At 45.1% G+C, this 25,666-nt stretch carries 24 protein-coding genes; 12 read left to right on the forward strand and 12 right to left on the reverse strand.

What is annotated here, in order from left to right; genetic code table 11:
* The first annotated feature begins 176 nt into the window (after positions 1–176).
* The 4 genes from B9N89_RS12680 (at position 177) to B9N89_RS12695 (ending at position 4,993) form a co-directional block, all read left to right on the forward strand.
* Positions 177–2,216, forward strand: a complete 2,040-nt coding sequence (locus B9N89_RS12680) for an ATP-binding protein (RefSeq protein ID WP_132318806.1) — start codon at positions 177–179, stop codon at positions 2,214–2,216.
* A 284-nt stretch (positions 2,217–2,500) separates the two neighbouring features.
* A complete protein-coding gene (locus B9N89_RS12685; RefSeq protein WP_132318804.1) occupies positions 2,501–3,073 on the forward strand; it encodes a GNAT family N-acetyltransferase in 573 nt (190 codons plus the stop codon).
* A 232-nt stretch (positions 3,074–3,305) separates the two neighbouring features.
* Positions 3,306–4,433 carry a hypothetical protein gene (locus B9N89_RS12690; protein WP_132318802.1) on the forward strand — a complete coding sequence of 376 codons (1,128 nt, stop codon included), beginning with the start codon at positions 3,306–3,308 and terminating at the stop codon, positions 4,431–4,433.
* Between the two features lie 167 nt (positions 4,434–4,600).
* Entirely contained in the window at positions 4,601–4,993 is a 393-nt protein-coding gene (locus B9N89_RS12695) for a VOC family protein (RefSeq protein WP_132318800.1), read from the forward strand.
* A gap of 95 nt (positions 4,994–5,088) precedes the next feature.
* On the opposite strand, the gene B9N89_RS12700 is transcribed toward B9N89_RS12695, so the two are convergent.
* From B9N89_RS12700 to B9N89_RS12715, 4 genes are all read right to left on the reverse strand, one after another.
* A complete protein-coding gene (locus B9N89_RS12700; protein WP_132318798.1) occupies positions 5,089–6,264 on the reverse strand; it encodes a hypothetical protein in 1,176 nt (391 codons plus the stop codon).
* A gap of 9 nt (positions 6,265–6,273) precedes the next feature.
* A complete protein-coding gene (locus tag B9N89_RS12705; RefSeq protein ID WP_132318796.1) occupies positions 6,274–7,440 on the reverse strand; it encodes a methanobactin export MATE transporter MbnM in 1,167 nt (388 codons plus the stop codon).
* Positions 7,441–7,477: 37 nt separating this feature from the next.
* Entirely contained in the window at positions 7,478–8,365 is an 888-nt protein-coding gene (locus B9N89_RS12710; RefSeq protein ID WP_132318794.1) for an MbnP family copper-binding protein, read from the reverse strand.
* Positions 8,366–8,503: 138 nt separating this feature from the next.
* Entirely contained in the window at positions 8,504–8,866 is a 363-nt protein-coding gene (locus tag B9N89_RS12715) for a hypothetical protein (protein ID WP_132318792.1), read from the reverse strand.
* Between the two features lie 452 nt (positions 8,867–9,318).
* On the opposite strand from B9N89_RS12715, the gene B9N89_RS12720 reads away from it, so the two are divergent.
* Positions 9,319–9,621, forward strand: a complete 303-nt coding sequence (locus tag B9N89_RS12720; protein ID WP_132318790.1) for a PA2779 family protein — start codon at positions 9,319–9,321, stop codon at positions 9,619–9,621.
* 118 nt (positions 9,622–9,739) lie between these two features.
* Positions 9,740–10,303 (forward strand): C39 family peptidase, encoded by a 564-nt coding sequence (locus B9N89_RS12725; protein ID WP_132318788.1) that lies wholly within the window; start codon positions 9,740–9,742, stop codon positions 10,301–10,303.
* An 11-nt stretch (positions 10,304–10,314) separates the two neighbouring features.
* On the opposite strand, the gene B9N89_RS12730 is transcribed toward B9N89_RS12725, so the two are convergent.
* From B9N89_RS12730 to B9N89_RS12760, 7 genes are all read right to left on the reverse strand, one after another.
* Complete coding sequence (locus tag B9N89_RS12730; protein ID WP_132318786.1) at positions 10,315–10,854, reverse strand: hypothetical protein; 540 nt, start codon at positions 10,852–10,854, stop codon at positions 10,315–10,317.
* 60 nt (positions 10,855–10,914) lie between these two features.
* Positions 10,915–11,529, reverse strand: a complete 615-nt coding sequence (locus B9N89_RS12735; RefSeq protein WP_132318784.1) for a DUF4337 family protein — start codon at positions 11,527–11,529, stop codon at positions 10,915–10,917.
* Positions 11,530–11,543: 14 nt separating this feature from the next.
* Complete coding sequence (locus tag B9N89_RS12740; RefSeq protein WP_132318782.1) at positions 11,544–12,416, reverse strand: CorA family divalent cation transporter; 873 nt, start codon at positions 12,414–12,416, stop codon at positions 11,544–11,546.
* A gap of 22 nt (positions 12,417–12,438) precedes the next feature.
* Complete coding sequence (locus tag B9N89_RS12745) at positions 12,439–13,056, reverse strand: MarC family protein (protein ID WP_132318780.1); 618 nt, start codon at positions 13,054–13,056, stop codon at positions 12,439–12,441.
* Positions 13,057–13,183: 127 nt separating this feature from the next.
* Complete coding sequence (locus B9N89_RS12750; protein WP_132318778.1) at positions 13,184–14,905, reverse strand: mechanosensitive ion channel family protein; 1,722 nt, start codon at positions 14,903–14,905, stop codon at positions 13,184–13,186.
* Positions 14,906–15,055: 150 nt separating this feature from the next.
* The gene (locus B9N89_RS12755) at positions 15,056–15,292 is read right to left on the reverse strand and encodes a tyrosine/phenylalanine carboxypeptidase domain-containing protein (RefSeq protein WP_132318776.1); all 237 of its coding nucleotides are present in this window, start codon (positions 15,290–15,292) and stop codon (positions 15,056–15,058) included.
* 238 nt (positions 15,293–15,530) lie between these two features.
* Positions 15,531–18,686: a WD40 repeat domain-containing protein gene (locus B9N89_RS12760; protein ID WP_132318774.1), complete on the reverse strand. Its 3,156-nt coding sequence runs from the start codon at positions 18,684–18,686 to the stop codon at positions 15,531–15,533.
* Positions 18,687–19,352: 666 nt separating this feature from the next.
* On the opposite strand from B9N89_RS12760, the gene B9N89_RS12765 reads away from it, so the two are divergent.
* The 4 genes from B9N89_RS12765 (at position 19,353) to B9N89_RS12780 (ending at position 24,017) form a co-directional block, all read left to right on the forward strand.
* The gene (locus B9N89_RS12765; protein ID WP_159455343.1) at positions 19,353–21,251 is read left to right on the forward strand and encodes a phospholipase D-like domain-containing protein; all 1,899 of its coding nucleotides are present in this window, start codon (positions 19,353–19,355) and stop codon (positions 21,249–21,251) included.
* Between the two features lie 353 nt (positions 21,252–21,604).
* Positions 21,605–21,916: a hypothetical protein gene (locus B9N89_RS12770; RefSeq protein ID WP_165931705.1), complete on the forward strand. Its 312-nt coding sequence runs from the start codon at positions 21,605–21,607 to the stop codon at positions 21,914–21,916.
* Positions 21,910–22,653, forward strand: a complete 744-nt coding sequence (locus tag B9N89_RS12775; RefSeq protein ID WP_159455344.1) for an Hpt domain-containing response regulator — start codon at positions 21,910–21,912, stop codon at positions 22,651–22,653. The genes B9N89_RS12770 and B9N89_RS12775 overlap by 7 nt, the downstream gene beginning before the upstream one ends.
* 2 nt (positions 22,654–22,655) lie before the next feature.
* Positions 22,656–24,017, forward strand: a complete 1,362-nt coding sequence (locus B9N89_RS12780) for a sigma-54-dependent transcriptional regulator (RefSeq protein ID WP_132318766.1) — start codon at positions 22,656–22,658, stop codon at positions 24,015–24,017.
* A gap of 22 nt (positions 24,018–24,039) precedes the next feature.
* On the opposite strand, the gene B9N89_RS12785 is transcribed toward B9N89_RS12780, so the two are convergent.
* On the reverse strand, positions 24,040–24,438 hold the full coding sequence (locus B9N89_RS12785; protein WP_132318764.1) for a hypothetical protein: 399 nt from the start codon (positions 24,436–24,438) through the stop codon (positions 24,040–24,042).
* Between the two features lie 214 nt (positions 24,439–24,652).
* Here B9N89_RS12785 and B9N89_RS12790 point away from each other — a divergent pair, with 214 nt between their 5' ends.
* Both B9N89_RS12790 and B9N89_RS12795 read left to right on the forward strand, forming a co-directional pair.
* On the forward strand, positions 24,653–24,934 hold the full coding sequence (locus B9N89_RS12790; RefSeq protein ID WP_132318762.1) for a hypothetical protein: 282 nt from the start codon (positions 24,653–24,655) through the stop codon (positions 24,932–24,934).
* 165 nt (positions 24,935–25,099) lie between these two features.
* A complete protein-coding gene (locus tag B9N89_RS12795) occupies positions 25,100–25,363 on the forward strand; it encodes a hypothetical protein (RefSeq protein ID WP_132318760.1) in 264 nt (87 codons plus the stop codon).
* Positions 25,364–25,666 lie beyond the last annotated feature (303 nt).

Below are 25,666 nucleotides of genomic sequence, written 5' to 3' on the forward strand. Positions count from 1 at the left end.
TGAGCTTCACACCGAAATGAGCTACAAAAATGAAACAATGTAAAGTCTATGGTGTTCGTGCTTGAATCGAGGACAGGGCAATTTCTGACCCTTATGAGAGCAAATCATCATGCTACCATACCTTGAGACAAATGCGTCTAACCTTCTATCTAAGCTACTGAAAGAATTCGCAATCGATGGTAATGCTGGGTGTATTACATCGTGCAGAGCGCTACGGCGAGCGTCTTGCTGCTACTGTGGGAATTACCTCAGATAGTTATCCGACCCGAGAGGATCATTGGTTTGCGAAGATAGCTTTTATCTTTACGAACATAGGCTTGATCATAGCTATTGTCTATATGGTGTTCTATATTTTTATCGGAGCAATCGAGTCTGCCTATAGCGTAGGCATCCTCAGCATTGTCCTATTTTTTTCCAATTTTCTTTTTAAGTCTTATTCGGTTTTTACGGCGCGTATGAATATGATTGCCACGGGTTTGGGGCTGGCAGGGGTTTGTCTACACACCGGGGGGATTTATGCCACGACAGCAGTTTGGTTGGTGGGCGTCACACCTGGGTTAACGGCCCTTTTGTTCCGCCGAGCAAAGGAGATCGTTTGGCTTACGATACTAGCACTAGTTCTCTATGGAGCGTTATTTATAGTTCAGGCAACTGGCTACGATACGGACCGTCTAGGCTTGGAGCGTATGGGTACCGATCTATTTCAGTTCTTAACATTTAGTTTGTTCGGAGTGTTTATAGCTTTTTCTCTAGGCTACTTTTCAATTAGCCAGAGTCATCTGAGCGCGATGCTTCAAAAGAAGCAAGATGATCTGCAGCTAGCTATTGCGAATCTTCGCGCGATTTTTTCTTCGATTGATCAAGCGATTCTGAATATATCTGAGGGGCAAGTCTTGCAGGGGGAGCAGCCGGAAAAGCTGCTGAAACTTTGTGGAGAGAATATCACTAGACTCGATCATTTCCTTGAAAGAACAAGCCTTAGTAACGAAAAAAGACGGCAGGCCCTGGATTCATTGGAACTTTGTATTGGGGAATCAGACTTTCAGTTTGAAATCAACCGTGATCACTTGCCGATGCAAGTCAACTATCGTATGAAGGATGAAACACAAAAGCGATTTCTTCTGCAATGGTCTCCCATTGTCCACGAGGATCGTATCAAGTCTGTGTTATTGGTGATTCAGGACGTGACTCAGCTTGAAAAAGTGAAACAGGTAGCAGAAGAGCGAGAGCGAAAGCACGAGTTCATGAACCTATTGCTTGAGAATCATGATAAGAGTCTCGATTTGAAAATGACTAATTTAAAGAGCCTCGGGCAGACTATCAAAAATTGTATTGATGATCAGCAGATGAGTCGATTGAAAAACCAACTTCATACTCTCAAGGGCAATGCAAGACAGGTTGGTTTGCTAGAGGTTAGCCAGATGGTGCATCACATCGAGGAGCTATTCGACGGTGAAGCAGATCAAGCACTTCGAGAGAGCGGTGAGCTTCTTCATACTCTAAAAGAGTACTTTGAGCTTTATGAACGGTTTTTTAAATCCGATATGAAGCAACAAACCGATCTGCTTGACCAATGCTTTGCTGAGATCGCAAAGGTAGCACCCCAATCAAAGCTTCTGGTGCAGCTTGAGAATTATACGAGCATTGAGCTACAGGGTATTATCGAAGCGATCGAATCGGAGGCTATACAGATCGCGAGTTCTAGGGGATTGGCGCAAACACGAATCATCTGTAATCATCCCGAGCTTATGATCCCGAAAGCTTTGCAGCATGTGATTTATAACTCTTTAGGTCACCTGATGAGGAATCCCCTTGCTCATGGTTTCCTTAGTAAGGACGAAAGAATGGAACGAGGCAAAGCCGCCCAAGGGACTATTCGAATCGATGCAGACTGGAATCAAAACGGTTTTCACCTAGTATACTCTGATGATGGTGAAGGGCTCGATCTTCAGAAGATTGTCAATCGATACAATCAGTCAACTGAACAAGCATCCCTGAGTAACTTGGAACGGGTTGCCGAGCTTGTTTTCGAGGAGCGTTTTTCGACCGCAAGCACAGTGGATGACATTGCTGGCCGTGGGGTGGGGCTGGCAGCTGTGAAGCAGGAGCTGACCGATTTGGATGGCACTATAGATGCTGTGCTGGGTGAACCAGATGATAAGCAATGCTGCGTTATCCAGTTTAGAATCCATATCAGACACGATAGAATCGGCTAGCCACCAATGCTTGATTTTGAGTTCTAGGCACCTTGCTTTCAGGAAAGCACTGTTTATTTCTACGGAGCGACGTTTATCCATAAGACCTCCACCGAGTTCGCTTCAATTGTGACGACTTCGTGGGAAGATGTCTAGGTTGTAGAGGCTTTAAAACTACGGTATCTGCCAGCCACAGTATAAGTTCAACTTCGCGGACCAGAGTGAGTTTCAAAGTAGCTTACTTGTTTTCCTAGCTTCTAGCATTCTTCTAATATTATACCCGTTAGGATAGCTTGCGGTGCTATATGAAACAATACGAGGAGAAGCTTGTGATCAAGAGCTGTGATAGACTTCTGCATCAGGAATTCGAGTTAAGGCCTCTAGAGCGGAGTGATGCCGAAGGCATGTTCGCAATCATGTCTGACAAAGAAGCAATGAAGTATTGGTCCACAGAGCCCCAGACATCCATGTCACAAACCCTTGAAACGATGAAAAAGTACATTGAAGATGATAGCCAAGTTTCCACTTCAAGCTGGGCGATCCAATTGCCCAAACAAGATCGGAGATTTGTGGGTTGGATTACTTTTTTTGGCTTCAAAAAAGGTATATGCGAATTGGGCTACGCTCTAAATCGCGAATTCTGGGGGCAGAAAATCATGACCAAGGCACTCACTCTTGCCACCAATGATGCGTTTGAAAGATATAAGATTCACCGCATGGAAGCCCAACTTCACCCTGATAATGTTGCTTCGAAAAATGTTCTTTTGAAACTCGGCTTTGCCGTTGAGGGGTACCAACGGTTAAATTTCTATCGCAGTGGAAGATTTGAGGATACCCTGCTTATGGCCAAGCTAAGGCTCCCCCATGATAGCTTGTAAACTACTTAAATAATTAACTTATTGTCGTTAATGTGGCCTGTGTGGCTCATGGGGGAAGTTCTATAAAAGCAATGTAAATATACATTAATATAGATCATAACGTTGCTTTCATTCATATTCACTCTTATCTATCGATAATAACGAACTTAAGAAGTTTATATATCTATTTTATTGGATGCGTCTACTTGCCGTAAAATAAATGGCATTACAAACCAGAGTTAGGAGGTTCGTCATGTTATTTGAAATTGGCAAAGCCCTACAGCCACTCTTTAACTTTCAGTGCGGTGTCCATCTTAGTCTTTATCTTGATGCCAAAGATCAAGAGCCACGGGAGCAGATTTACGATGCCATCGATCAGGCCCGGGTGTACTTGGAGCGAGCGATGACCGAGGTGGAACAAGATGCATACCTTAAACCGCTCATCAATCTCGCCGAGGATAAACACATGCTCGCGCAGATGAAAGACTGTCTAGGAATTTTTTTAAATGAGAGAAGTGTCAGAATTATACGTATTCCATTTCAAGTTAACCCAGTGCTAGTTGTTGCTACCAGTTTTCATATCAAACCGCTTTTGAAGTGGTTGCAGATCGATCGTCGCTTTCTAGTTCTAGGAATTCGAGACGAAGGTTTGTCCCTATATGATGGAACTTTAACGAATATTAGAAAAGTTGATCTTGCCTACGAATTGGAGGAACATGATTTAGCATTAAAAGCAGAGCTTCGAAGGCGAGATTGTGTGGAGTTAGGAGCCTGTCTCGAATTCGATATGGATATCGTAAGGCGAAAACTAAATGCGATTCGTCGCAAGTCTGATGTGCCTCTTTACATCATAGGAGATTCAAGCTTGCGGGACAAAGTTGTGCGAACTCTAGCTTATCCACAGAAATCAACCATCCACTGGCATACTGCTTATGATGATTGTCAGATCGATCAGCTATGTGATGAGATTAGGAAAACGTTGAAAATGAAAGCTGACTTTGACTTTGAAGAAAAGCTTGAGGAGTTTATGGTTGCAACTCAGCTTGGAAAAACCAATACCCGCATCGATCAGATTGCCTACGTAGCCACCCAAGGTGGGGTGGAGAGGCTCTTTGTTTCGGAAGACCTCATGTTGTTCGGCAGAATCGAGCCTGCTACAGGTCGGATTACATTGCATGATAGACATAGGGATCATGAGGATGATGATGTACTCGATGATATTGCGCAAATTGTGCTATCGAAGGGGGGTGAAGTGGTTGTTACACCTCAATCTAGAATGCCTGGAGGAGGTCCTGTAGCAGCAGTATTTAAGTATTCTGGCCGAGAAGGAGGAGATGCCATCATGCTCGCAAAACCCCCGGAGTTTGCAATCAGCGCTTAAGACCTTGGGCCTGAGGTGACTCAGGCCCCGTTAGACATTTTTTGGCTTCGTCTTGCATAACCTGCCGCCCATCGTTTATCCTTGACAGATGTATGACTCTAAAAACTTAGGAAGTGTCCCTTAGGCACTTGGGGCTTTCCAAAATCTCACCACTAGAAGGAGGACGTATGTCTCAGGGAAACCCGGTTGGTTGGTTCGAAATTTATGTCGATGATATCGAAAAGGGCAAGCAATTCTACCAGAGTGTTTTCCAAGTGGAACTCAAGTCTCTTGTCAATCCTGGAACAGAATCGACTCCGAGCCTGGAAATGTGGTCGTTCCCTCAGGATTTTAATGGCTATGGCGCTGCGGGTGCCATATGTAAAATGGATGGCGTATCCCCTGGTGGCATGGGTACGTTAGTATACTTTGCCTGTGAGGACTGCTCGGTTGTCGAAACGCGAGTTCGGGAGGCTGGTGGTCAGGTGCTCAAAGAAAAGTTGTCTCTGGGAGAGTATGGATTTATGTCCATGTGTAAGGACCCAGCTGGCAACATGATTGGTCTTCACTCAATGAGCTAGGCATACTATGTACGGTGGATGGAAGAACCTTCGATCCACCATCAAGGTTGAAAAAAACGTGTTCTATCTCAGCTCAGCGTCTCGACTTTTTTTGCTTATCGACTCGTTGTATGAAACCACGAAAAGCCAGCCAGTATAGTCTCATGTTGATCGCTGATATATTTACTCTTTAGCCATTCGATTTTTAGTAACAGATCCGAATTTGCTTGCCATTGATAACCGAAGCTAACAGCGATGGGATCTTGATTGGCGATGAGCCCTGCAAGTTCAGCAAGGTCGGTCGCAGCCGCACCTTCCAATTTATTTTTAAATCTTAGGTGATCGTAGCGAAAGGAAAGTCGGTGAGAATGATAGGCTGCTGATGCGGTACCGGACAGACCTTGATAGCGGGTCTGTATCGAGCTAATACGGGTAGTATCTCTAATGTCACCCTGGCTTTCCGAGTTCATGAGCTCGCCCTGTAGCTCAAACTTCAGGCTACCTAGCGTGAAATCTGTTTCCGCCAGCACACCACTTATTTCTGTCTTGCCACTGAAGTAATAGTAAGGGATCACCGCTGCGTCAACACCGTGGTTGTGGCCAGTTGTATACCTCTCGTCCACTCGTCGGCTGGCACTTCCATTGTAGTAATAGGTACCGACAGTAAGATTCCACTGTTCTGTAAAGATGCTTTTACGGCAATAGATATCGTAGGCCCCCTTGCCATCATCACCGAGCTGACTCGGAAAGCGATTCCCTGTCCAACCCTCTAGGCCGCAGTCAAGGGTAGCTGTATCTAAGATTAGACGAATACCATCATCAACATAGTGCCTGCCCCAGATGATATCGTAGCTAAGGGGGTACGATAGAAAAGGAGTGTCACTCCCATGGCGTTGGTTTGCGAACGAGAACCGGCCCTTCATCTTGCCTGCTTCTACTCGGGTGGAACTGCTTACGAGGTAGCCTAATTTGGCTTCCTCCCATTCGATCGCATCATCATGGCCGTGATATCCCGCTTTTCCGTAGATAGTTATAGATCCTTCACGGTATTGCGCTGCTACCCTTGCTTCGGAAACGTTAAAGCCACGTTGCTGAGGCAAGGCTTCACCACCCATAAAAAATCCAGGGACAACCCAAAGCTGGTTTTGCTCTATCGGAGATCGACTGCTGAAGCTGCTAGATAGGTTTGACATAACGGATAAGCCTTCGGCAACTTTTCTCTCCGTGAGACCATGTGAAAGTCCTCGCGTTGGTAATATGCTGAGTAGTACCACAAATAACAATCGATACATTTTCTGCTCCTAGTTCGAATTCCATGGGTTTTGAAAGCGGCTATTCTCAATAAATGTACTATCTGTAAGGCTTTCAAGGAATGAAACGACATCGGATCTTTCTTCCTCCGATAGAGAAAAGCCGGTGACAAAACCATCTTTTAGGGGGTTTAAACGCCCATCGCCTTGGTTCGGGCCACTTGTGATATTGCGTCCGCCGTCACTATAGAAATCAAGAACTTCGTCAAGAGTTGCGATACTCCCATCATGCATAAATGGAGCTGAGACTGCCACATTTCGCAAGGTAACGGCTCTAAATTTGCCACGGTCATCGGGATCACCTGTTATTTCGAATACACCTTGGTTATCGTCTGGATAATCTCCATTTCCGTCGATATTGAATAAGCCTGTGTTGTGGAAGGGGCGCTCGATAAATGTCATTGTCCGATCCATAACAGAATCGGTGAAATTATATCCACCATGGCAATGAAAGCATTCTAACGACTCGCTAAAAAATAAGTCGCGTCCCCTTAAAGCACTTGCAGAAATTGCAGTTTCGTCTCCAGCAAGGAATTGATCGTATGGGCTATTAAACGATGTCAAAGCCCGAACAAAGCAAGCGATAGCTTTCACGATCTGTTCGGTAGTGTAGTGTTCTGAATCGTTAGGAAATGCTGCCACGAAAAGCTCATCATAAATGGCTTCTTCTTTTAGTCTTTGGATCACCGTTGGAAGACTTTCGTCAGTGATTCCTTGCTCTATTGGGTTTTCCCCAAAGAGAGGAATCATAATCTGTGTTTCAAGGTCTCTTAGAGAAGGGTTGGCCCAGGTGATTGTGGGATTGTAGGCGACGTTCACCAATGATTGACTATTTCTGGGGTGAATTTCGCCGGTAGAGCCAATGGCAAGATCAATACCATCACTGAAAGCTTTATCTTGTTGATGGCAGGATGAGCAGCTTTGGCTACTATTGCCTGAAAGCCTTTCATCATAAAAAAGATAGCGACCTAACTGAAACTTAGCTTCAGTCATTGAGTTATTTTCTGGAATGACCGGTAATGGTATGTTGTCAGGGATATTCCACGTGAAATCGATGTCACTAATTATATCACCACTTGTGGTTGTTTCACTGCGATCTAAACAAGAAAAGATAAAAACCCCAAGTAAAGTATATGCGATTAAATTTAAAATCGACATCAGGCTTCCATCTCCCCTTGTAGGTAGCTCTGTTGGTCTATTGTAGTGAAAAGGCAGTTTGGGTTGTTGTGCTCTGGGTTCCTGAACTCAAATCGAGCCCCAAGCCACTGAATACTCCTTGGCATTCTGGATCTGTAGATCCGGACATGCATCCAGGTGCTCCGCCAACATCAGATGTGATGTTATGGCTTTGAACGAGTGTAGCGTAGTCAAAAGTGACGAGACTAGTGCCAAGCTCAAAATCGCTCAATGCAATTTGAGCACGATTGCTATTGGTGCATGTCACGTCCTCACCTGCTGTGGCGTCGCCAGTGCAAGCGGTGCTACCAATGTGAATATTGAATGTTGTGCCTGAAAAAGTGCTGTCGCTTGGCCGCGTAATTCCATTACTAGGAGTTACGTCGGCTCTTAGGAATTTGTAACCGGAGTTCCAAGACCAAAATAGACTTACGATATTGAGTGGAGTGCTGGCACTTGACTGATCTTGGTGATTTAGATCTTCTGGAACTCCTAGGGTGAAGGAAATGCCTGAAATCCCAGTCGTATCGGACACAGTTCCCGTTACCTCTTTATGGGTATCTTTCTCGTCTCCGGAGCAAGAGTCTGATTTATCTTGAAAATCTAGTAGGGCTAAGTTATCTGTCTGCCAATCATTTTCATCTAGTGTGAGAGAGATACTGGAGCCGTCGTCTTTGGTGAATACGATATCATGGATGTAAAAGCGAAAGTCAGCAAGGGTAGCAGAATCTTGGTTGCTTCCTAGTCCTGTTAAGCTGGTTTCACAACTGATTGATTCGGTTCCGGCCACTGCTGCAAATTCAACAGAAACAGCCGTTTGGTTGTCTGCACTTGTCTCGCTATCACTTTCACCACAAGAGCTAGCTGCTATGGAAAGCAATAGAGTAGAACATAAAACATACCTCATTACAAAACCTCCTAAAAAACGTCAATATGAGTTGAATACTTGCGCCTCCAGGACCTGAAAACCTGGTTTCCTGCAAGCCGGCATTGCGATATTAGAATGAAGTTCGTTTAGTTTTTATTTTCGATTGTTTGTAGGAGGTTACACTTTTGGATAAGGGGGGTCAGGAGCAAAGGCTAGGCTTCCTGATTGGCAAGAATAGGGGGTGTTCTCTTGGGTTAACAATGAGTAATCAAGGCTTTCTTTATCGGCCCAAGGCTTTGAAAAATCATAGGTGATCATGGAGCTCGAAAACCTTCGATGTTCTATGAAGCAATTGCACGGATATATCTTGGATTCAGATGTTGCACCTTCCGAAGACTTCATAGTTTCGCAGTGGCTGTGATCAACCCGGCTATCAGCACATCGACAAGGAGACAGCATGTTAGCGACTGTCAATAGCTGAACGCTTAGGAAGCAAAGCAACACGATTCCAGATGCGATTTTTTGGGGTAAAGTTTTCACATTGATCTCCTACCCGAAATGTTATGTTCATTTGGAATTGAAGTCAACGACGCCGTGTCGGCTTTACCTCAATGCCGCGTTTTTGAAGGTATAACTCTCATATAGTCAAAAAGACTTAGTTGAGGGCTTGTCAATCGCCCTGAAGGTTTTGCCCTACAGGTGATGTAGGAGGGGCACTACTAATAACTCAGATTTTCATGGAAGGCAGGTGGAAGCACATTGTTAGCAAGGTTCGTTGATTCCAGCCATTGGTATTTGGTAACCATTCAGTCTGACTAAATCTGCAATTTGGTCGCGAATAAAAAAGTTCTGGTGAGTTTCAGTTGGATTGGTTCGTAGTTTGCAATGCAGCTTGGTGTTGGTTGGAGCAGCGTCGACTTTGATCGTGATAAACGAAGCTCATCGGGCGTTGTTCCAATAGGTTATAACCTTTTAGAAAAGGAGATCTCCTGATGGTCGTAGATATAAAACGAAAAATAATAGCAACCAGCCTATCTTGCTTTGTTTTATTTTCCCCGCTAGGAATGGCAAAGACAAATGGAGTTCCCGATCAAACCAAGGATCGGGTCGTTGAATACCTTGTTGATTCGGGTGTGAGCGCGAAGGAAGCGAAGCAAAGGGTAAGGTATTTGTCGCCGGAAGAACTATCCGAACTAGAAGAAAAGTCCATGGAAGAAGTTCCAGCCGGGCAAGATACAGTGGTGATGAGTGTGACGACGGCGATTCTTCTAGGGATCTTATTGATACTTCTATAATCCTACTGCAATAGCATGGGAATCGGCAGGGAAGGTTCTATTCAAAGTGATGGTGGTTGCATTGTGAGCCTTGCTTGCCGTTTTCATCAGATGTCATATTAAGTAAATAGGATCAGTGATGCTTCGGTTTCTTATATTTCTTTGCCTACATGTCTTCTGGCTGAGTGGCTGCTCTCACCGATCCAAAACCCTAGATCCTGAGCTAGTCGAGAATTCAGTTATCCTTCCGGTTCCGTTTGTGGCTCAAGAGAGCGACTACTGTGGACCTGCCACGGTAGCAATGGTGGCTCAATATTTTGGAAAATCAGTTAGTCAAGAAGAGCTTGCACCTCTCATGATTACCCCTTCACGAAAGGGGGCATTGACGATCGACATGTATAGCGTCTCTCGTCGTCTTGGATTAAATTTTACAAGAGCGAGTGGATTAGGCGAGATTACGGACAATCTAAAGTCTGAAAACCCTGCCATTGTCTTGCTGGAGGTAGGTCCATTTTTCTGGAAGAAATGGCACTATGCTGTTGTCGTTGGGGTCAACGAGAGTCGTGAGTTGATATACGTGCACTCCGGCCAAGATGCTTATGATGAATTAAGCTATAAGGAATTTGAGGATCTTTGGCAACGGTCGGATCGCTGGAGCTTGATCTACCATCACCATCACGATAATGAGGATCAAGAAAATTGAACCCGCCTATTTCAAACCTCCTGCTCCAGGATCGCTAGTACTCTATCAAGCAGGTCCCCATGGCTCGTGTCGATCTCAATGCAGAGTCGACCACGACTCAAGCGAGCCTCGATGCCTTCCGCATCAGGAGCAATTCTATCGAGCCGCTCTTGCAGTTCTTGCTCCTGCTTTTTCCTCAGCTCGCTTTGCTCCAGGACCTCAATAATAGCGGGATAATCTTTCTGGTAGTCCGCCTTAGCCTTACTATAGAAATCAAGAATTTTTTCGTTTCGCACCGGAGCATTGCGGCCTTTGATAAACTTTAGGTCGCGCTTGCGGAGAAGGCCATTAGCATTGTGATAGATGAGGCTCCATGTGGTGGACGTCGTTTTCTGCGCCACGTGGAAACGGAGGCGATGCTGGGCCTCCAGGTTGTGTGGGTATTCATATAAGTGCACCTCAGAAAAGTACTCTGGATGATCTGGAGATGGTTCGACTTGGACCTTGTCAAAGGTGAGAACCAATTTTTGAAAAAGGGTCATGGATACTTTGCGAGTGCTTTCGCCAGTCATGGATTCCTCTATCGATTGATAAAAATGTTAAGCCCTGCCGAAAGTGGCAAGGCATAGGGTTTATAGCAAGGTGCCCTGGTAACCGTAGAACGCTCCAGCAAGGCCGCAGAATAGAGTGGCAATAAGTAGGACAATCTTGGTGGGAACCCGTGACATCAGTAGGCCCAAGGCTCCAAGAACCATACTGAGTTGCAACCACAAGATTGAACGATCGAAGGTTTCACCTTTGATGGCTACAGCCTCAAGCTTGTTTTGGTACTCGTTGGCCCCAACGACCTTACCGAGCACCCCATCAACCTTCTGTACCCACTGCTCCGGAGCAAGATTCGCCGATCCCACTAGGATCTCGTTCTGTTCGGCGCGATATTCCTGAAGCTTGCCTTCTAGAGCCTCAAGCTTTTTTTGGACGGCTTCTCGGTCAGGCTCCTGATGGGCCATAAGGCGAATCATCTCGACTTGGCTCTTCGTCAAAGAAGCCTTGATACTCTTAGCCTGGTACCATTGGTAGGCATTGTTCTGACCCACAACCAGTTTGATCTCTTCGGTATCCACAGCTCCTGACTGCATGTCAACCACTGCTAGCAGCGCCGCAAACAGGGCGATACTCATGCCGTACATCATTTCGAGGTGGCGGCTCGAAATCCGGTCCCAACGCCACGAAACTTGAATGGCCACAGACGGGCTCTCCTCTAAGTTTGATCTGGTAAAACACGATTCTCAATCGTCTTCTTGATAGAATCAAGCTGGCGACGAATGGATCGATACATATTATAGCGACCAAATATCTTGTCGAGTATCAAATTGTCAATTAATTTGAGTGTCGGCACACCTAAAATCAGCAGAAAAAATAAACCTGAAAGAAGGTAAACGACATTTTGCGTACCGTGAGGGTTGCCACTATAGAACAGGTTCTCAGTGTTCATTCCAAAAAAGCCAACAACGAGATTCAGGGGTAAGAAAACTCCCGAAATAATTGCTAGCAGATAGACGTTGTTGTTCATCCTCTCGGATTTGATAGAGTTGTAATAATTGAATAAGGCTTCAAGTCTTACGATCTCTGAGGCTGAGTTTTTGCGGTCGCTACCTACAATACTTAGTATTTCGCTCATTCCAGCCAGAGCGGGGTTGCCGTGATGATCGTGTAAAAACTGGTTAATCACGGCGGCATTGCGGGTGAAAGCCCGATCGATGAGGGCGATATCCTTCTTCAAACGAAACCAAGTATTCAAGAAGTGCCGTGGAATGCTGAGTTCAAACAATGCATCTTCCAGCTCATCAATTTCGTCGATATAGCTATCCAGAATATGGCGAAGCCGTTCGAAGAACAGATCGATATCTTTTGAAATGGCATCCAAGCTTAAGTCTCTAATTGAGCCCCCCGCTTGCTCCAAGCGTTGGATGCTATCCCCTTCGATAATGTACACGACCCCTCGTGAATCGAGGCCGTCTTCGTCCAATTCTACGTGCCTTAGGGCCAGCACATTGCGGCCCTCTTGTTCGAAATAAAGCGCTTTGCCTAGGATTTTCTGAATGGAGTCAGAGTTGGTTACTAAGCTTGTCATCGGAACCTCCGGATTTTAGTTTCTACAACTGGAAATAGAGTTTGATGCCATCAAGGACATACTTCACGGCAATGGCGCAGATGATGAGTCCCATCACACGGCTTAGTAAACTTGCTCCAGAATCTCCTATGAGACGATCGATATATTTTGATGAGTAAAGTAAAACAAAGGTGATCAGCAAGATCACGGTCATCAATGCTGCCACCATCAGCTGGGCTTCGAAACTAGCGCTGCGCTTTTCGGTAAGCAAGACGATACCCATGATAGCCCCGGGCGAGGCTATAGAAGGCATGGCCAGAGGGAAGACCGATGTATCTTTAAAGGACTTAGCCATATTAACTTCCTCCTCGGGCTTGCTCTCGCCAAAAATCATCGTCAAGGCAAACAAAAAGAGGATGATGCCACCAGAAACTTGAAATGCGGACAAGGGAATTTCCATGGCATTGAGAATGAACTCTCCCGTTGTCATAAAGAAAATTAAAACCAGCCAAGCAATGCAAACAGCGCGAAAGGCAAGCCTGCTAAAATCGGTCGGTGGGTGCTGCTTGCTGACCGCCAAAAAAACAGGAATTGTGCCCACCGGATCTATCAATGCCCACAAGATTACGAAGACTTTGATTCCGTCATTTAAGAAATCCAAAATACCAGCTCCTATAGTGTTCTAGACCCAGTCTATACTTGCTCCTTGGCATGGCTACGATCTTAGCAGTCTAGGGTTGGAATATCATCCGCTAAAGTGAACTGACTGCAAGCATTGAGCCATCTGATTAAGGACGTGGCGGTAGCTTGTGAATCCATGAGTCAAGATTTGGGTAGTCGCGGGTGTCCGTCCAAGTGGTGATTACATCTTCAGGAATATCTGGGAATGGCATCTCCTTGTTCTCCCGCCATTGATGAACTACTTCTTCCACTCGTTCGGTAGCAGCTTGGTTGATGCCCTGGCCTTTTTCCCAGTAGATGGTTTGGGATGGATAAGCGAAACTGGTACCGCTTTCTCGCACTAGTTTTAGGATGTCCAAGTAGACATCTTCGCGGATGGAGAGGAATTCAGGCCATATTGAGGTCTTCGCATAGGCGAAGATTTCGATATCTAAGGAGCTGGCACCGAACCCAACAAATCGAACCCGAGCGGGATCGTTATCAATGCGTTGATGGGCTACCAAGAGACGTTTGATCTCAGCTAAGAGATAGCGAAGCTGATCGGGGCTTGTCTCATGACGAACTCCAAGAATGGCATGAAGACGAATCTGATCCCGTTCCGCATAATTTTCGATATTCATTTGAGAGAAGTCAGCATTAGGAATGGTGACCAAGGTGCGGTCTAGGGTGCGGACACGGGTGCTCCGCAAGCCGATGGTTTCTACGGTGCCCCAGGTATCCCCATAGCGACCATAGTCGCCCACACGAATGGGTTGATCGATGATGATCATAAAGCCCCCTAGCAAGTTTTCCACTGTTTTCTGGCCAGCTAGGGCAATGGCAATACCACCAATCCCAAGACCCGTGATCAGGGCGGTGATGTCATAGCCTAGGTTTTGCAAGAAAAATAAGCCACCAAGGACGGCGATAATAATGGAGATGCTACGCCTTGAAATAGGAAGGATGGCTGCTACGGATGGCTTGCCATCCTCTTCGAGTTTTTTGGCGAGTAGAATAAATATTCCATCATTGATTACGAAAAGAGCCCAAACCGAACAGATCATCTGCACGGCGCGTTCAACGATGCTGACCATCTCGCGACTGCGAAAGTCTAAAGCTAAGCTGTAGGTGAGTAGACCAAATATGGCAACAATACTATAGATCTGGAACGGGTTGGCCATGCGCTTTGCCAAGGTAAAGCCCTCGTCGGCATGAAGCACGGATAAAGCCGATCGCAGGATGCGAATAAAGAGCTTCCGCAACACCCAAGACATACCAAATGCCAGGACGATACCAACAGCCAATCCCAGCCATTGCCAAATTTGCAAGCGAAAGACTTTGATTTTAAGAGAGTCGGGAACGTGGCTAGCCAGATCATAACCGTTTTGGTTGAACTTGGTCTTGCTCATCGATTGCAGAGAGGAGCGATCAATTTGCCACACCATGGTCTTCTGACCACCGTCTTTGACTTCTTTGCGGCGCAGAAAGAAGCTCAAGCTTTGTTCATCTTGCTGCCAATGAAATAACAGCTCCATATCAAAGGGCAGTTCGTCGTTGCGATAGCCTTCTGGCTCCGGGGAGAGGTTTAAGGTATTCAGGCGAAAGATCTGATCGATCACCTCATAGGCCCGGTCGAGGCTGGCTTGCCGTTGCTTGCGGCTGACACGGGGCAACTCGGCGTAAAGCTCTGCGGTTGCATAGTCGCCATTCTTCATAGCTTGCAAGAAGACCTGAATGGATTGCCGGGGCGATTTACTGGGAATCGTCGAGCCATTGCTACCTGCTTGGGGAGCATTTTGCGCCCAGATAGGGGAGGCGAGCAGGATAAGAATGGTAGCTAGAATCTTCATTTAATACTTTAACCTCAAGGCCTAAAACACGGTTCGGTTGATGCGGATAGCACATCCAGCAAGATTTACCAGTGAAATAGGTCTAGGAATTGATATTGATTAGAATGCATAGGCTCCATCACGATTATATGGCGTGATGGAGCTACTGATCTAGGCGCAGATGCCTCGGATGACAAAGTCTAAGACCGGGGAGCTGGCTTTCGGTGTTTTCAAGAAATCTGCAATATGGCGTGGGGCATGGAGCACCTTGCGCTCGACCAGTTCATTGAGTAGGTCAAGATAGTCTAGCGAGGTTTTACCCAAGAGTAGATTCTGAATGGGAACGCCAGCTTCGACCTTGCTCACGATATCTTTGAATCCCGTGAGATAAAGGTAGTCTTTGGTCATGCCTCCGCCGCAAAAGTAGAAGAGGGAGGCCGGAGTTACAATGCGGTGTGATTGCTACCGCTTACGAACCAACCGAAAGTTGAGTTTAAGAATGGGTTAACCTCGGTTTGATGGATCTTCTGAGGGAAGAGGAAATCTCGATGATTTTGAATTTAAGTTGGCGCTCTTGAAGACTTTGTTCATCAATTCGCGAAGACTGTCTTAGCTCAATAAAGCCCCTTGCCTAGAATTCACATTTTCATTCACAGGTCTCTTTAGCAACTTCCATGAATTCTAAGTCTCGATTCAGATAGGGAACGATTCTCTGACAAATTTGGTTCAAAATTTCTCTGGCATCTAAAGACCAACGACGTACAGTGCCATCCCAAGATGCTGAATAGAATCCAAGCGGGTCAATAGGGTCTGGGTACAAATCAGTTACATAGTCTGAATGTTTGTCAAACTTAAATAATTCTAGTCGGTTCTTCACATTCCAAACCTTAATAGTGCTATCATAGCTGGCTGAAACTAATAGACCATTGTCGAGAAATAGTAAGTCACTAATTGCATCCTGATGGCCTTCAATAATTCCTTCTGATTTTCCACTTTCGATGGAATATAGGTAGATATGACCTTCTCTTCCAGGGGCGCTAACCTTACCTAAGGCAAACAAGCCATGTCTTTCTCCAATAGCTACTGCGTGTGCGTCTTTAGCTATGCCTTTAAAGCTGCTTGCCCCCTTTAAAGGGTTACTTAAGTCCCAGAGGGCGATATCAGCCCGATTGTGGCCCACAATCTTGCTACCATTTTCAAAGAGCGCAAACTTCATTGCCTTGAACTCATCTATTTTTCGTTTAAATCTTTTTTCAGGTACTATTTTCCATATCTCAAGATTGTCTCCACCAACTAGTAGAGTCTGATCGTCCATAAATGCGAGAGCATGAACATCACTTTGAAAGCCTTCTAAAAGAACTTCAAAATTAACTTTGCCACTTATATCAGCTACCCATACCTTACCGATTTGGTAACAACCAAAAGCCAATTTTCGACCATCCGGACTAATAGCGAGGCCTTTTACAATGCTCTTGCATCCAGGAATTTCGATTGTTTCTAAAAGTTCACGCGTTTGCGGGTTCCATTTATATATCTGTCCTAGGGTATTACTCGTATATAGACGATCGCCTTTCTTACTAACTACCATTTCCGTGTAGTCAAGCGGATGATAAAACTTCAGATCGTTATTTACAGTGTTCCCTAATTGAGGAGGTTTTTTCCAAAAAGAAAGTTGATTTCGATCTCCTCGTAAAAACATTGTTTCAGCATTGTTATCAAAAAGAATTTCTTCTACATCTAGATGTGGTTGGTTAAGCGTTGGTCCAACGAGGCTCTCGTTGTGGAGGCGACGGAGTTCGATTTTGTTATTCTCGTTGACTCCAGCAAGCATCGTCTCGCTGCTATTTGTAGCATGCTGGTCTAAGGTCACAAATTGCTTAAAAGTTCTTAAGGGATCTTCATTTCCAGGTAAAGGGAACTCCCAGGTCCTATCTTTAGATGAAATGAGTGCGGTCTTTTTAGATGATCTTATTAGAACTGATTGAATCATGCCAAAGGTTCCTGAGCCAGGTAGCTTTTGACTATCTTCAAACAACTTATGTGTTTTCGTATTCCAATAGAATATTCTGCCATCATTGTGGACTATCATCAATGTATCAGGATCAATTAGGTGGGGGTAAATTATGCTTAAATTTTCTTCATGGATGCCTAGGCTAATAGGAGTTAGCTCCTGGCTTTCTAGGCTTAGTATTTCGACTGTGTCTCTAAAAGGACCGAGGCTTATCAAGGTTTTACTATCTGGTAAAAAGCTTATTTGATGGCCTTCGATATCTTTCCAGGGGTGGGCAGGAGTGATAGCATGAAATCTATTTAGGTCCCATAGAGCAAATTTTCCACTAATTCTGAAAGCGATTAGTCTATTGTCTGGGCTAATGGCTGCTTTTGGTAGAGAGGAACACATCCATTCGGGCTCAATGACACTTCTATTAGAGCCAAAAATGCTAACAGGTTCACCTAGTGGTAAACCTGTACGAACATCCCACCTCAATAGAAACCCATCTCCAGTCTGACTTATCAGAGTCCCACCATCGGGACTTAAGTTGAGTTTGCCAATACATGGGGAAACTTTTTCATTATGCAACTCCACATATTCAGGCATCTTGCTGTAGATGTGTAAACTTGCTTCTAATAGTATCTGCTTCGCGCGCTCTTTCTCAAAGTCAGTGGGTAGTTCATTGTCGAGAATATTAAATGCAAAGACTGTGTCTTGTATCAGTTGGAGCGGTCCCTTATGGCTAACAAGAGAGCCATTAATGCGATGCTGATCTCTAAATTTTGATAACCTTTCGAACTGGATACTTTGTTCAAACAGGAGTGAATAAGGTTTTTGCCAGCTTGAAATATTTTTGGCCTGGTCAATCGCTCGATACCGGATAAGCCAATACCCTTCTTTTCTTAAAGCAAATTGCGGATTGAAGGCACTCGTTTTCTGGATCTTGTCTTGTTCACAAGTAGGGTCTGCCATAGCCTTATCTTGAGCTAACTTAAGTTGATCTGCTGTAAGAAATGTCTCAGCGCAAAATTCGATTGATTTGATGTCATCAATTCCCTTTACGCTCCCATCAACGATAGTTAATGATTCAGCTTGATTTATTTTGTGAAACTTAGCTCCGCGAAAATTTACTAGTTCACCCTGCTCGTAGGTGATTTGGGGAATGGGAATTTGGGTATCCAATTGGATTGTACATGAGTTTTTCTTAACAGTTCCCAACAATAAGTCATGGGCTTTAACCTCAATGATCAGCTGTTGAGGGTGCTCATATTGATCTACAAGTCTTTTACTGTGACTTTGGTCTAGCGTAAGAGTTAATGAAGAGGAATTAGAATTTGGAGATATAGTTTTGTAGTGAAGCAAAATATTGTCGTCGCGGTTTAGATTATCCGTGTTCAGCAAGTCCTGAGTGGTGAAACCACCATTAACAGTGGGGGGTTCAGGGCATCGAAGTTGTAATCCACTTTCCTCAGTGATTTTCATCAGCAGTTTCTTGGGGGGGTCTCCACTTTCCAGTCTGATTGCCCAAGGATTAAGCCGATTTCGGATGATCAAGTCTTTTTTTGAAGCCATTAGACAGGCATGCTCTGTCATTTGCTTGTCTTCTAGTCGTCGGCCTGAAGCCGGATCGATGATTTCCAACTCCTTACTCGATAGATCCTCCGAATTAGGAGATAAGACCTTTATGTAATGTTGTCCTTCTTGGAAGCCGGCGCCGCATTCTAATTGACTCAGATTGTGAGAATTAGAAGCTTCAATACAGCCAAATGTAAAGGCTGATAATAGAAATTTTATCAATAGGGGTTTCATACTATCGCCTTTTATTGATTTTTTATGCAGGCTCTGAAGCTAGCTATTAAAATAAAGAAATACCTTATATAAAATTGGTTTGCAAAAAGATTCATTCGAAGAATGTAACTAAGTCAACAAAATCATGTCACGACAGCATGTACGACAAACTAGCTATGAACCTCATTGTTACAGAGCAGCGACATTAACTCCAAAAGACGTACCATTGAAAAGTTGAGTCTCAGAACCGATAAGACATAGATAGGAGACTCAAATGAAGCAATCAAAGTTTGCCGATGAACAGATTATCAGGGCCACAAAAAGACAGGAAGCTGGTGAAAAAACTAGCCGAGGATAAAGCCCTGGCTTCTACGACTTTCGCTTCATCATTGACATACCCATAGAGCGCCACGAGTCAAGGCAAGACTTGCCAATAAGTTCGTGACCCCTAAGGAGACCTGAAAGACAAGTTTCTACAGTTCGATCGAAGCTCGTACAGGATTACATGGATTTCTCTCGATATCCTATTTCAGCCCAAACCACTATTAACAGAAACTTAGAAATACATAATAATCAAATTAAATTATTTAATATTTTACTAAACCTTTATATTAAACTTGACTAACAGCTCCGTTTGAGCCAGAGTGCCCGACCGCGCAACTTGAAACTATGTCATATGGAGTAAACATGCGGCCTAACTATGCAATGCTCATCCTCTATTGGGCGATCCCAGCTCTCTCTCTTGCTAGCGATTATCAGTGGCAAACTAGCGATTACGAGGTACTTTTCACCAACCCAACATGCCCCGAAAAACAGTTTGTATCCTACCGCGATCCTGCTCTTGACGAGCGTGTTGAGGATTTTTTTGGTATGAAGTTGAGCGATTTGCCGAGTACGGATGTGGATCTCGACAAGGGAATACCAACCGTTGGGGGAGGGTTTCGTAAGACGATTGCTGCTAACACCTCATGCTCTCGAAGTGATAAACAAGCGTCTGTCTTACCTGCTGCCGAAAACGATCTTCGCACCAAAGATAGCCCCTATGTTCGAGCCTTTCAATGGATAAACCAGGCACTTGCTGGGGATTCAGTCTTTGTTACGTCGATGTCTTTCAGTGATTCTGACTTTTCTTCTGCACTTTGTGATGCTGCTATTCGCGGAGCGAATGTCAAGGTTTTCATAAACAGCCCAAAAGTGACAAGCAAGCCTTACACGAATCTTTCTGAGTGCCCAGTGGAAGAAGACCTTGTGACTTTGGTAGGCTATAGTCGAAAGGGTCGACTCGCTCACATGAAAAGTATTGTCGTCGAATTGAATAATCCTGAGCACCAAGAGCTAAGCGGTAAGGTAAGGTTTAGCTTCCAAAGTGGAAATATTTCAGATGGAATGTGGGGCCACCAAGAGAACTGGAATTTTGTGACGCTACCTAAATCTCATTGGGCCGCTCAAGATCATATTTGCCTTCGTGACACTATAACAGTTGAGTCCATGAAGAACCTAGGTAACTGGTACTATATGATGAACCAATGCCGTGTCAACCGAGGCATCAATTCAGTGAGGATGGCCGACGTGAGCTTTATGAACTTCTTTGTGCCAATCTCAGGCGTTAGCGGCTATGATGATGAAGAAGTTTTAGCAGAAACTCTACAAGATGAAGTCGCCAGATCCAGTAAAGTTCGCATTGCTGCACACTATTTAACAGAAGCAAAATTAATAGCAGCCTTGAAAAAAAGACTCATAGAGGACGAATCTTTCAGCGTAGAACTTTTGCTGGATGATGAACTAGCCTGGTCTCGAATTACCTACTCGCGACAGAACCCAATAGTTGATGAACTCAATAATCGATACTTCGCACCATCGGATTTCACAAAAAAATGCTTTTGGGGAAAAACGGAGGAAGAAGCAGATAAGTGTTGGCGAAACAAGTTTGGTCCCGATCAGTACGGCCCTATTTATAGCAACCTAGTCGCCAATGGCGCAGAAGTTAAATTCTTTGAAGCAAACCACATGGAAGGCTTGCTATTCCACCACAAGTTCATCATCTTCGAATACAAAGAACCATACCAGGGATATAAGGGTAGTGTCTTTACAGGAGCCGGAAATCTATCCTCTTCTGGCTTCACCAAAAACTTCGAAAATTACTATCTCGTCCGCGTTCCCCATGTTGTGACAGAGTTTAATCGTCAGTATGACGAGCTAAAACGAAAAGCTGTCTATGAATCAGAACTGCCAATCACATGGAACTACACCGCTGAGCCCATACTTGATCAGGAGAGCGGCAACGGTGACGAGGATGGCGACGAAGGCGAAGGTGGTGAAAGCCAGGAGAATGCGTTAGAAGCGGGAGTCAAGTACGAGATCATCCTAGGTGGGAATAATCTTCCTCAGGATGGTAGCAGCCTTAAGGCTTTGATTAAGAATCTGGCAGCCTTTCCTTCTGGCAGCTCTGTATTCAAGAACAGTTATCGTGTGGTAGGTTCAGATGTTGCGATTGCCGTTTCTCCTAGTCTGTCGATGACTCGGATGGACATCGTAAATGCGTTACAAGATGCTAATTTAGTGTTAGGCCGAATCACAAAGCTATAGCTTTTAAGCTTGCCAAGGGGCCTTTCCAGGCCCATGCCTTCAACAAGATTCTAACTGCTGATCTACGCTTCGATCAGCTTATACTCACTGACAACGTTGGTGCGATTATCGTCACCTCAATCGGTGGAGATACTCAACAAATTATTTCTCCATCTCCAAGTTCCGCAACCCGGCGATATATACAAGCGAAGCCATTTGGTCGCAGTAATCTAGCTCTACTTGCATCCGATGGGGATATCGACTTTCTAGTACGCGATACAAAACGGAAAGTGGGGATTCGGGAGTTCAATTTATTCTAAGATTCAATGTGATGTCTTTGAAGACACATTATTTACACTGATTGATGAAAAATTTTGGGTCTGGGGGGAATGTGTCATCAATCTGCTGTCATTCTGGATTCCGGACACTGGCAGGTGAGCCATTATACCGACGACAGTGATATTGATAGTCATGTAGTTTCTGATAAGTTTAACGAAAGTAAAGTCGTTAAATTAGAAACAAAATATTTCATACTAACAAGTTATCAACGCCTCAACTCAGAGCTCAACCAAACTACAGAGCACAATCTACTAATTTCTTTGCCTGATTTAGCATCGGCTGACACTCCAGATATATTTCTAATCTTAAGCACTGGCTATATAACCCTTCTGACAAAATCTTGCTAAAATTCAATGAGAAGAATAAGCCAGAAAAGGTAAATCTTGCGGGTCTGCGCATTCTTGTGGTGGAAGATGGCGACGACAATCAGGAAATTTTTCGGCGCTTCTTAGAGGCTGCCCACGGCAGAGTTAGCATCGCAACCTCTGGCAAGGATGCTATCGAACTCTTTCCATCAGAAGCCTTCGACTTGATTCTGATGGATATTCAATTACCAGAAATCAATGGCTACGAAACCACGCGAGAAATTCGAAAGCGGGGCTTTCCTGGCCCGATTCTAGCTGTTACAGCCAATGCCATGAAAGGTGAGCGCGAGCGATGTCTGGCAGCTCAATGTGATGACTATCTTTCGAAACCGGTAAACTTTGAAAGGTTGTTTAAAATGATTCAGAAACACTGCCAAGTGAAACTTGATCAGGATCAGCAGGTGATTCTCTCAGACTATCAAGATGACCCCCGCGTGGCGCCCCTGCTTGAGCAGTACGCCAAAGGCCTAGAAGATAAGGTAAATCGCCTCCACACATCCCTTGTGGAGCAGGATTGGACCACCATTCGAACCATCTCCCACCAGGTTCGCGGTAGTTGCAGCCACTACGGTTATCCCATCCTAGAAGGCTACTTTGAAGAGCTGGAAGAGCATGCCATGCAAGACTTGCCGAGCCCCGACCAGATGAAAAAACAAATTGATTTCATTGAACAATTGAAAGACAGTATTGGCAGCGGGTTAACGATGACACATAGGTAGGTATGAATAAGGCAAAGTTACTGATTATTGATGATGATGTTGATTTTGTATCGATAATGAAAAACTTCCTGAGTTTTGAGGGCTTTGAGTGCGACTCGGTGGGGAAGCTCTCTGAAGTGCCTGCAACCCTTGAAGAAAGCAAGTACGATGGAGTTTTACTCGATATCTTCCTCGATCAAAGTAGCGGCCTTGATCTTCTGCCACTGATTCAAGAAAAGCAGCCTTTCGCCAAGATCATCGTCGTAACGTCTCGGTCCACGGTGCCGCTGGCCGTTGGCTCCATGGAAGCGGGAGCCTATTCCTTTCTAGAGAAAACCACTGATCCAGGCTCGTTGGTGGCTGCGGTTCGCGACCGACTCTTTCGAGAAGACATCAGCCAGATCAATGCAGATTTCGATCACCTCGGGATTATCGGGGAAAGCGATCGCATTAAAGAACTTATCGCTCAGATCCATCAAATCCAGGCCTTCGACACCAGTATTCTCATTCTGGGTGAATCAGGAACTGGTAAGGAGTTAGTCGCCAAGGCTATCCACGCTGCTTCCAAGAGGAAGGGCGGTCGTTTCGAGGCTATCAACTGTGGAGCGATTCCGGAAAACTTACTGGAGAGCGAACTTTTTGGCTTCAAAAAGGGAGCCTTTACCGATGCTAAGACCGATAAGAAGGGCTTGTTTGAGCTTTGTGCTGGAGGCACCATCTTTCTTGATGAAATCGGGGAGATGCCTTTGGCAATGCAGGTGAAAATCCTGCGGGTCCTCCAAGAGGGGGAGGTGCGGCCGATCGGCTCTGATCGAAGCATCAAGACCGACACCAGAATTATTGCGGCGACCCATCGCAACCTTGAACAAGAGATCGAATCCGGTGGCTTTCGCGAGGATTTATACTACCGCTTGTCTGTGATGCCCATACATATCCCACCATTAAGGGAGCGTTTGCATGATATTGCTCCACTGGGGAAGTTTTTTGCGACATCTATTTGCAAGCGTTATGGAATCCCGCCCTTAGAGTTTACCGAGAGTGATATGGCCTTGCTTCAGTCTTACCACTGGCCGGGCAATATCAGGGAGCTGCAAAATGCCATCGAGCGAGCCATAATCATGGCCAAGGGAGGCCGACTCAATTTCGAGCCATGGCTTAGCTCACGAAAACCTAAGAAGCAAGATGATCAAGCCCCGGTGGAAGCGCCTTTTATCTTCAATTTTGATGAGGCCAAGGAGGAGTTCGAAAAGAACTACATCTCGATGCTCCTTAAGAATACCAAGGGTAATGTTGCTGAAGCAGCAAGGCTATCAGGCAAGTTTAGATCGGATATCTATCGGATTCTAGAGCGGTATGGCTTGAAATCAACGGACTTCAAGCCATAGCTTATGACTACTTAGAAAGATTTTAAGAGGCGCCACAGGAGCGTTTGAGGCTTGCCACGGTGATGCTTTCAACAGCGTCTTCACTCGCTCGGTAGATGTGAGACTTGAGTCGTTCGCAGAAGCCTACGTAACGATACTCGGCTTTGTCTACCTGAGTGATATCTGTGGGGCATTTGCCGACTTTGTAATCCTTATCATCCCAATGGTCCTTAATGTCTGAACCAAAAAGCACATCTTCTACACACTCTAAATAAGGCGGACGAAAGTCGTCTCCACCAACCACTTCGAAGGTGTAAACCCCATAAGACTCGTCATCCTCAAGGCCAGCTATATCGCTGGGAACTACTACATTTGTAGGACGTTCTTTAGTACAAGAGATACCAGCTAGGGAAGCGATTATAATCCATGGAAACAATTTCATGATCTTGACTCCTTTATCAAACTCGTCTTGAAAATGCAGGAATTGAGCCAAGGATCTTGCTGATTGCCTATGCATCATTCTGCTACATCTCGTCAGGATATTGCTACGGAGTGTGACCGTGTAGTTGGCTAAAAAGGGCATGAGTCGGGCAAAAAACTTTGGCCCCGTCTTTGCAATAACGAAAGGGACATAACCTTTTAGGGAGAAGACCCCCATGTTAAGTGCAAAAATTTTAGTGTCGATTGGTTTCCTAGGTTTCGCAGTCACTGGACTCGGAAACACCGATGTGACGAAAGCACCAGCAAAGGCGGCGTCAAAGCAAGAAAAGCTAGTCAAAATGACTTTCGAGGCTTGTTGTGACGATAAATACGGTGACTCAACCGCTTGTCACAAGGCTCCCAACGTAACCGACAAGTCGCGCAAAGTGAACGGCGCGAATGTTAAGAAAGAGTGTTACGAGGACTACGAAGATGATTCTTCCTTCATGGGTGAATAATCATCTCGTGAGACTCATCCCCGATAGATAGAGTCTTCGAACGCCGGCTAATCCTAGCCGGCGTTTTTCGTTTGCTCCCAGGAAAAGAAAATCCCATCACCCTAGCTACTGTGGGATAGATGCTGCTTACTAGCTAGTAGTCTAACTTAGAAAGAGGATACATCTATGACTATCAAATCCTTCATCGCAAGCCTCGCTGTTTCAACCGCGTTGGTGGCCAGTCCGGGTTTTGCAAAAAAGTGGTGCTGCCAGGTGGATGGTAAAGTCCACTTCGTCGAAGGTAGCAAAAAGAAGATGTGTGTTAAGTCGAAAAAGGCTCCATCGGCAAGTTCAAAGCCCAAGTCAAAGCATAGCAAGTACTTTGCTTCTTGCGAGCAGGCTGGCGGAACTTGGATGGCAAAAGGCAAGAAGACGGCTCAGAAGAAATAATTGGTATGGGGCTCACTTGAGCCTTGAGATGGTGCGGGATGGTTTAAGGCCGGGAGCCCTTGTGGGTCTCGGCCGGCGTTTTTTTGGTGGAGGCGGCGGGAATCGAACCTGGAAAAAGAAATGCCAAACATGCCAAGGTGTTGTAAACCTTAAGTTTTCATCTTAGAGAAATGATGTCAGGGGTTCCGGAGGAGCGGGCTTACGTACTTACACCGAATGGGTTGGGATAGAATTGGCAGCAAAACAGAAGTCAGAAGGAGGATCCCAACTGGTACAATTAAGAATACGAATATAGAGGGGATG

Origin of the sequence: Pseudobacteriovorax antillogorgiicola (assembly GCF_900177345.1) — a bacterium.
Classification (GTDB): domain Bacteria; phylum Bdellovibrionota_B; class Oligoflexia; order Oligoflexales; family Oligoflexaceae; genus Pseudobacteriovorax; species Pseudobacteriovorax antillogorgiicola.

Coding starts and splice junctions, on each gene's coding strand:
- B9N89_RS12780 (WP_132318766.1), top strand. CDS start 22,656: ATGAATAAGGCAAAGTTACTGATTATTGATGATGATGTTGATTTTGTA.
- B9N89_RS12685 (WP_132318804.1), top strand. CDS start 2,501: ATGAAACAATACGAGGAGAAGCTTGTGATCAAGAGCTGTGATAGACTT.
- B9N89_RS12765 (WP_159455343.1), top strand. CDS start 19,353: ATGCGGCCTAACTATGCAATGCTCATCCTCTATTGGGCGATCCCAGCT.
- B9N89_RS12710 (WP_132318794.1), bottom strand. CDS start 8,365: ATGAGGTATGTTTTATGTTCTACTCTATTGCTTTCCATAGCAGCTAGC.
- B9N89_RS12795 (WP_132318760.1), top strand. CDS start 25,100: ATGACTATCAAATCCTTCATCGCAAGCCTCGCTGTTTCAACCGCGTTG.
- B9N89_RS12730 (WP_132318786.1), bottom strand. CDS start 10,854: ATGACTGGCGAAAGCACTCGCAAAGTATCCATGACCCTTTTTCAAAAA.
- B9N89_RS12720 (WP_132318790.1), top strand. CDS start 9,319: ATGGTCGTAGATATAAAACGAAAAATAATAGCAACCAGCCTATCTTGC.
- B9N89_RS12690 (WP_132318802.1), top strand. CDS start 3,306: ATGTTATTTGAAATTGGCAAAGCCCTACAGCCACTCTTTAACTTTCAG.
- B9N89_RS12790 (WP_132318762.1), top strand. CDS start 24,653: ATGTTAAGTGCAAAAATTTTAGTGTCGATTGGTTTCCTAGGTTTCGCA.
- B9N89_RS12705 (WP_132318796.1), bottom strand. CDS start 7,440: ATGTCGATTTTAAATTTAATCGCATATACTTTACTTGGGGTTTTTATC.
- B9N89_RS12700 (WP_132318798.1), bottom strand. CDS start 6,264: ATGTATCGATTGTTATTTGTGGTACTACTCAGCATATTACCAACGCGA.
- B9N89_RS12760 (WP_132318774.1), bottom strand. CDS start 18,686: ATGAAACCCCTATTGATAAAATTTCTATTATCAGCCTTTACATTTGGC.
- B9N89_RS12725 (WP_132318788.1), top strand. CDS start 9,740: ATGCTTCGGTTTCTTATATTTCTTTGCCTACATGTCTTCTGGCTGAGT.
- B9N89_RS12750 (WP_132318778.1), bottom strand. CDS start 14,905: ATGAAGATTCTAGCTACCATTCTTATCCTGCTCGCCTCCCCTATCTGG.
- B9N89_RS12755 (WP_132318776.1), bottom strand. CDS start 15,292: ATGACCAAAGACTACCTTTATCTCACGGGATTCAAAGATATCGTGAGC.
- B9N89_RS12785 (WP_132318764.1), bottom strand. CDS start 24,438: ATGAAATTGTTTCCATGGATTATAATCGCTTCCCTAGCTGGTATCTCT.
- B9N89_RS12695 (WP_132318800.1), top strand. CDS start 4,601: ATGTCTCAGGGAAACCCGGTTGGTTGGTTCGAAATTTATGTCGATGAT.
- B9N89_RS12740 (WP_132318782.1), bottom strand. CDS start 12,416: ATGACAAGCTTAGTAACCAACTCTGACTCCATTCAGAAAATCCTAGGC.
- B9N89_RS12680 (WP_132318806.1), top strand. CDS start 177: ATGGTAATGCTGGGTGTATTACATCGTGCAGAGCGCTACGGCGAGCGT.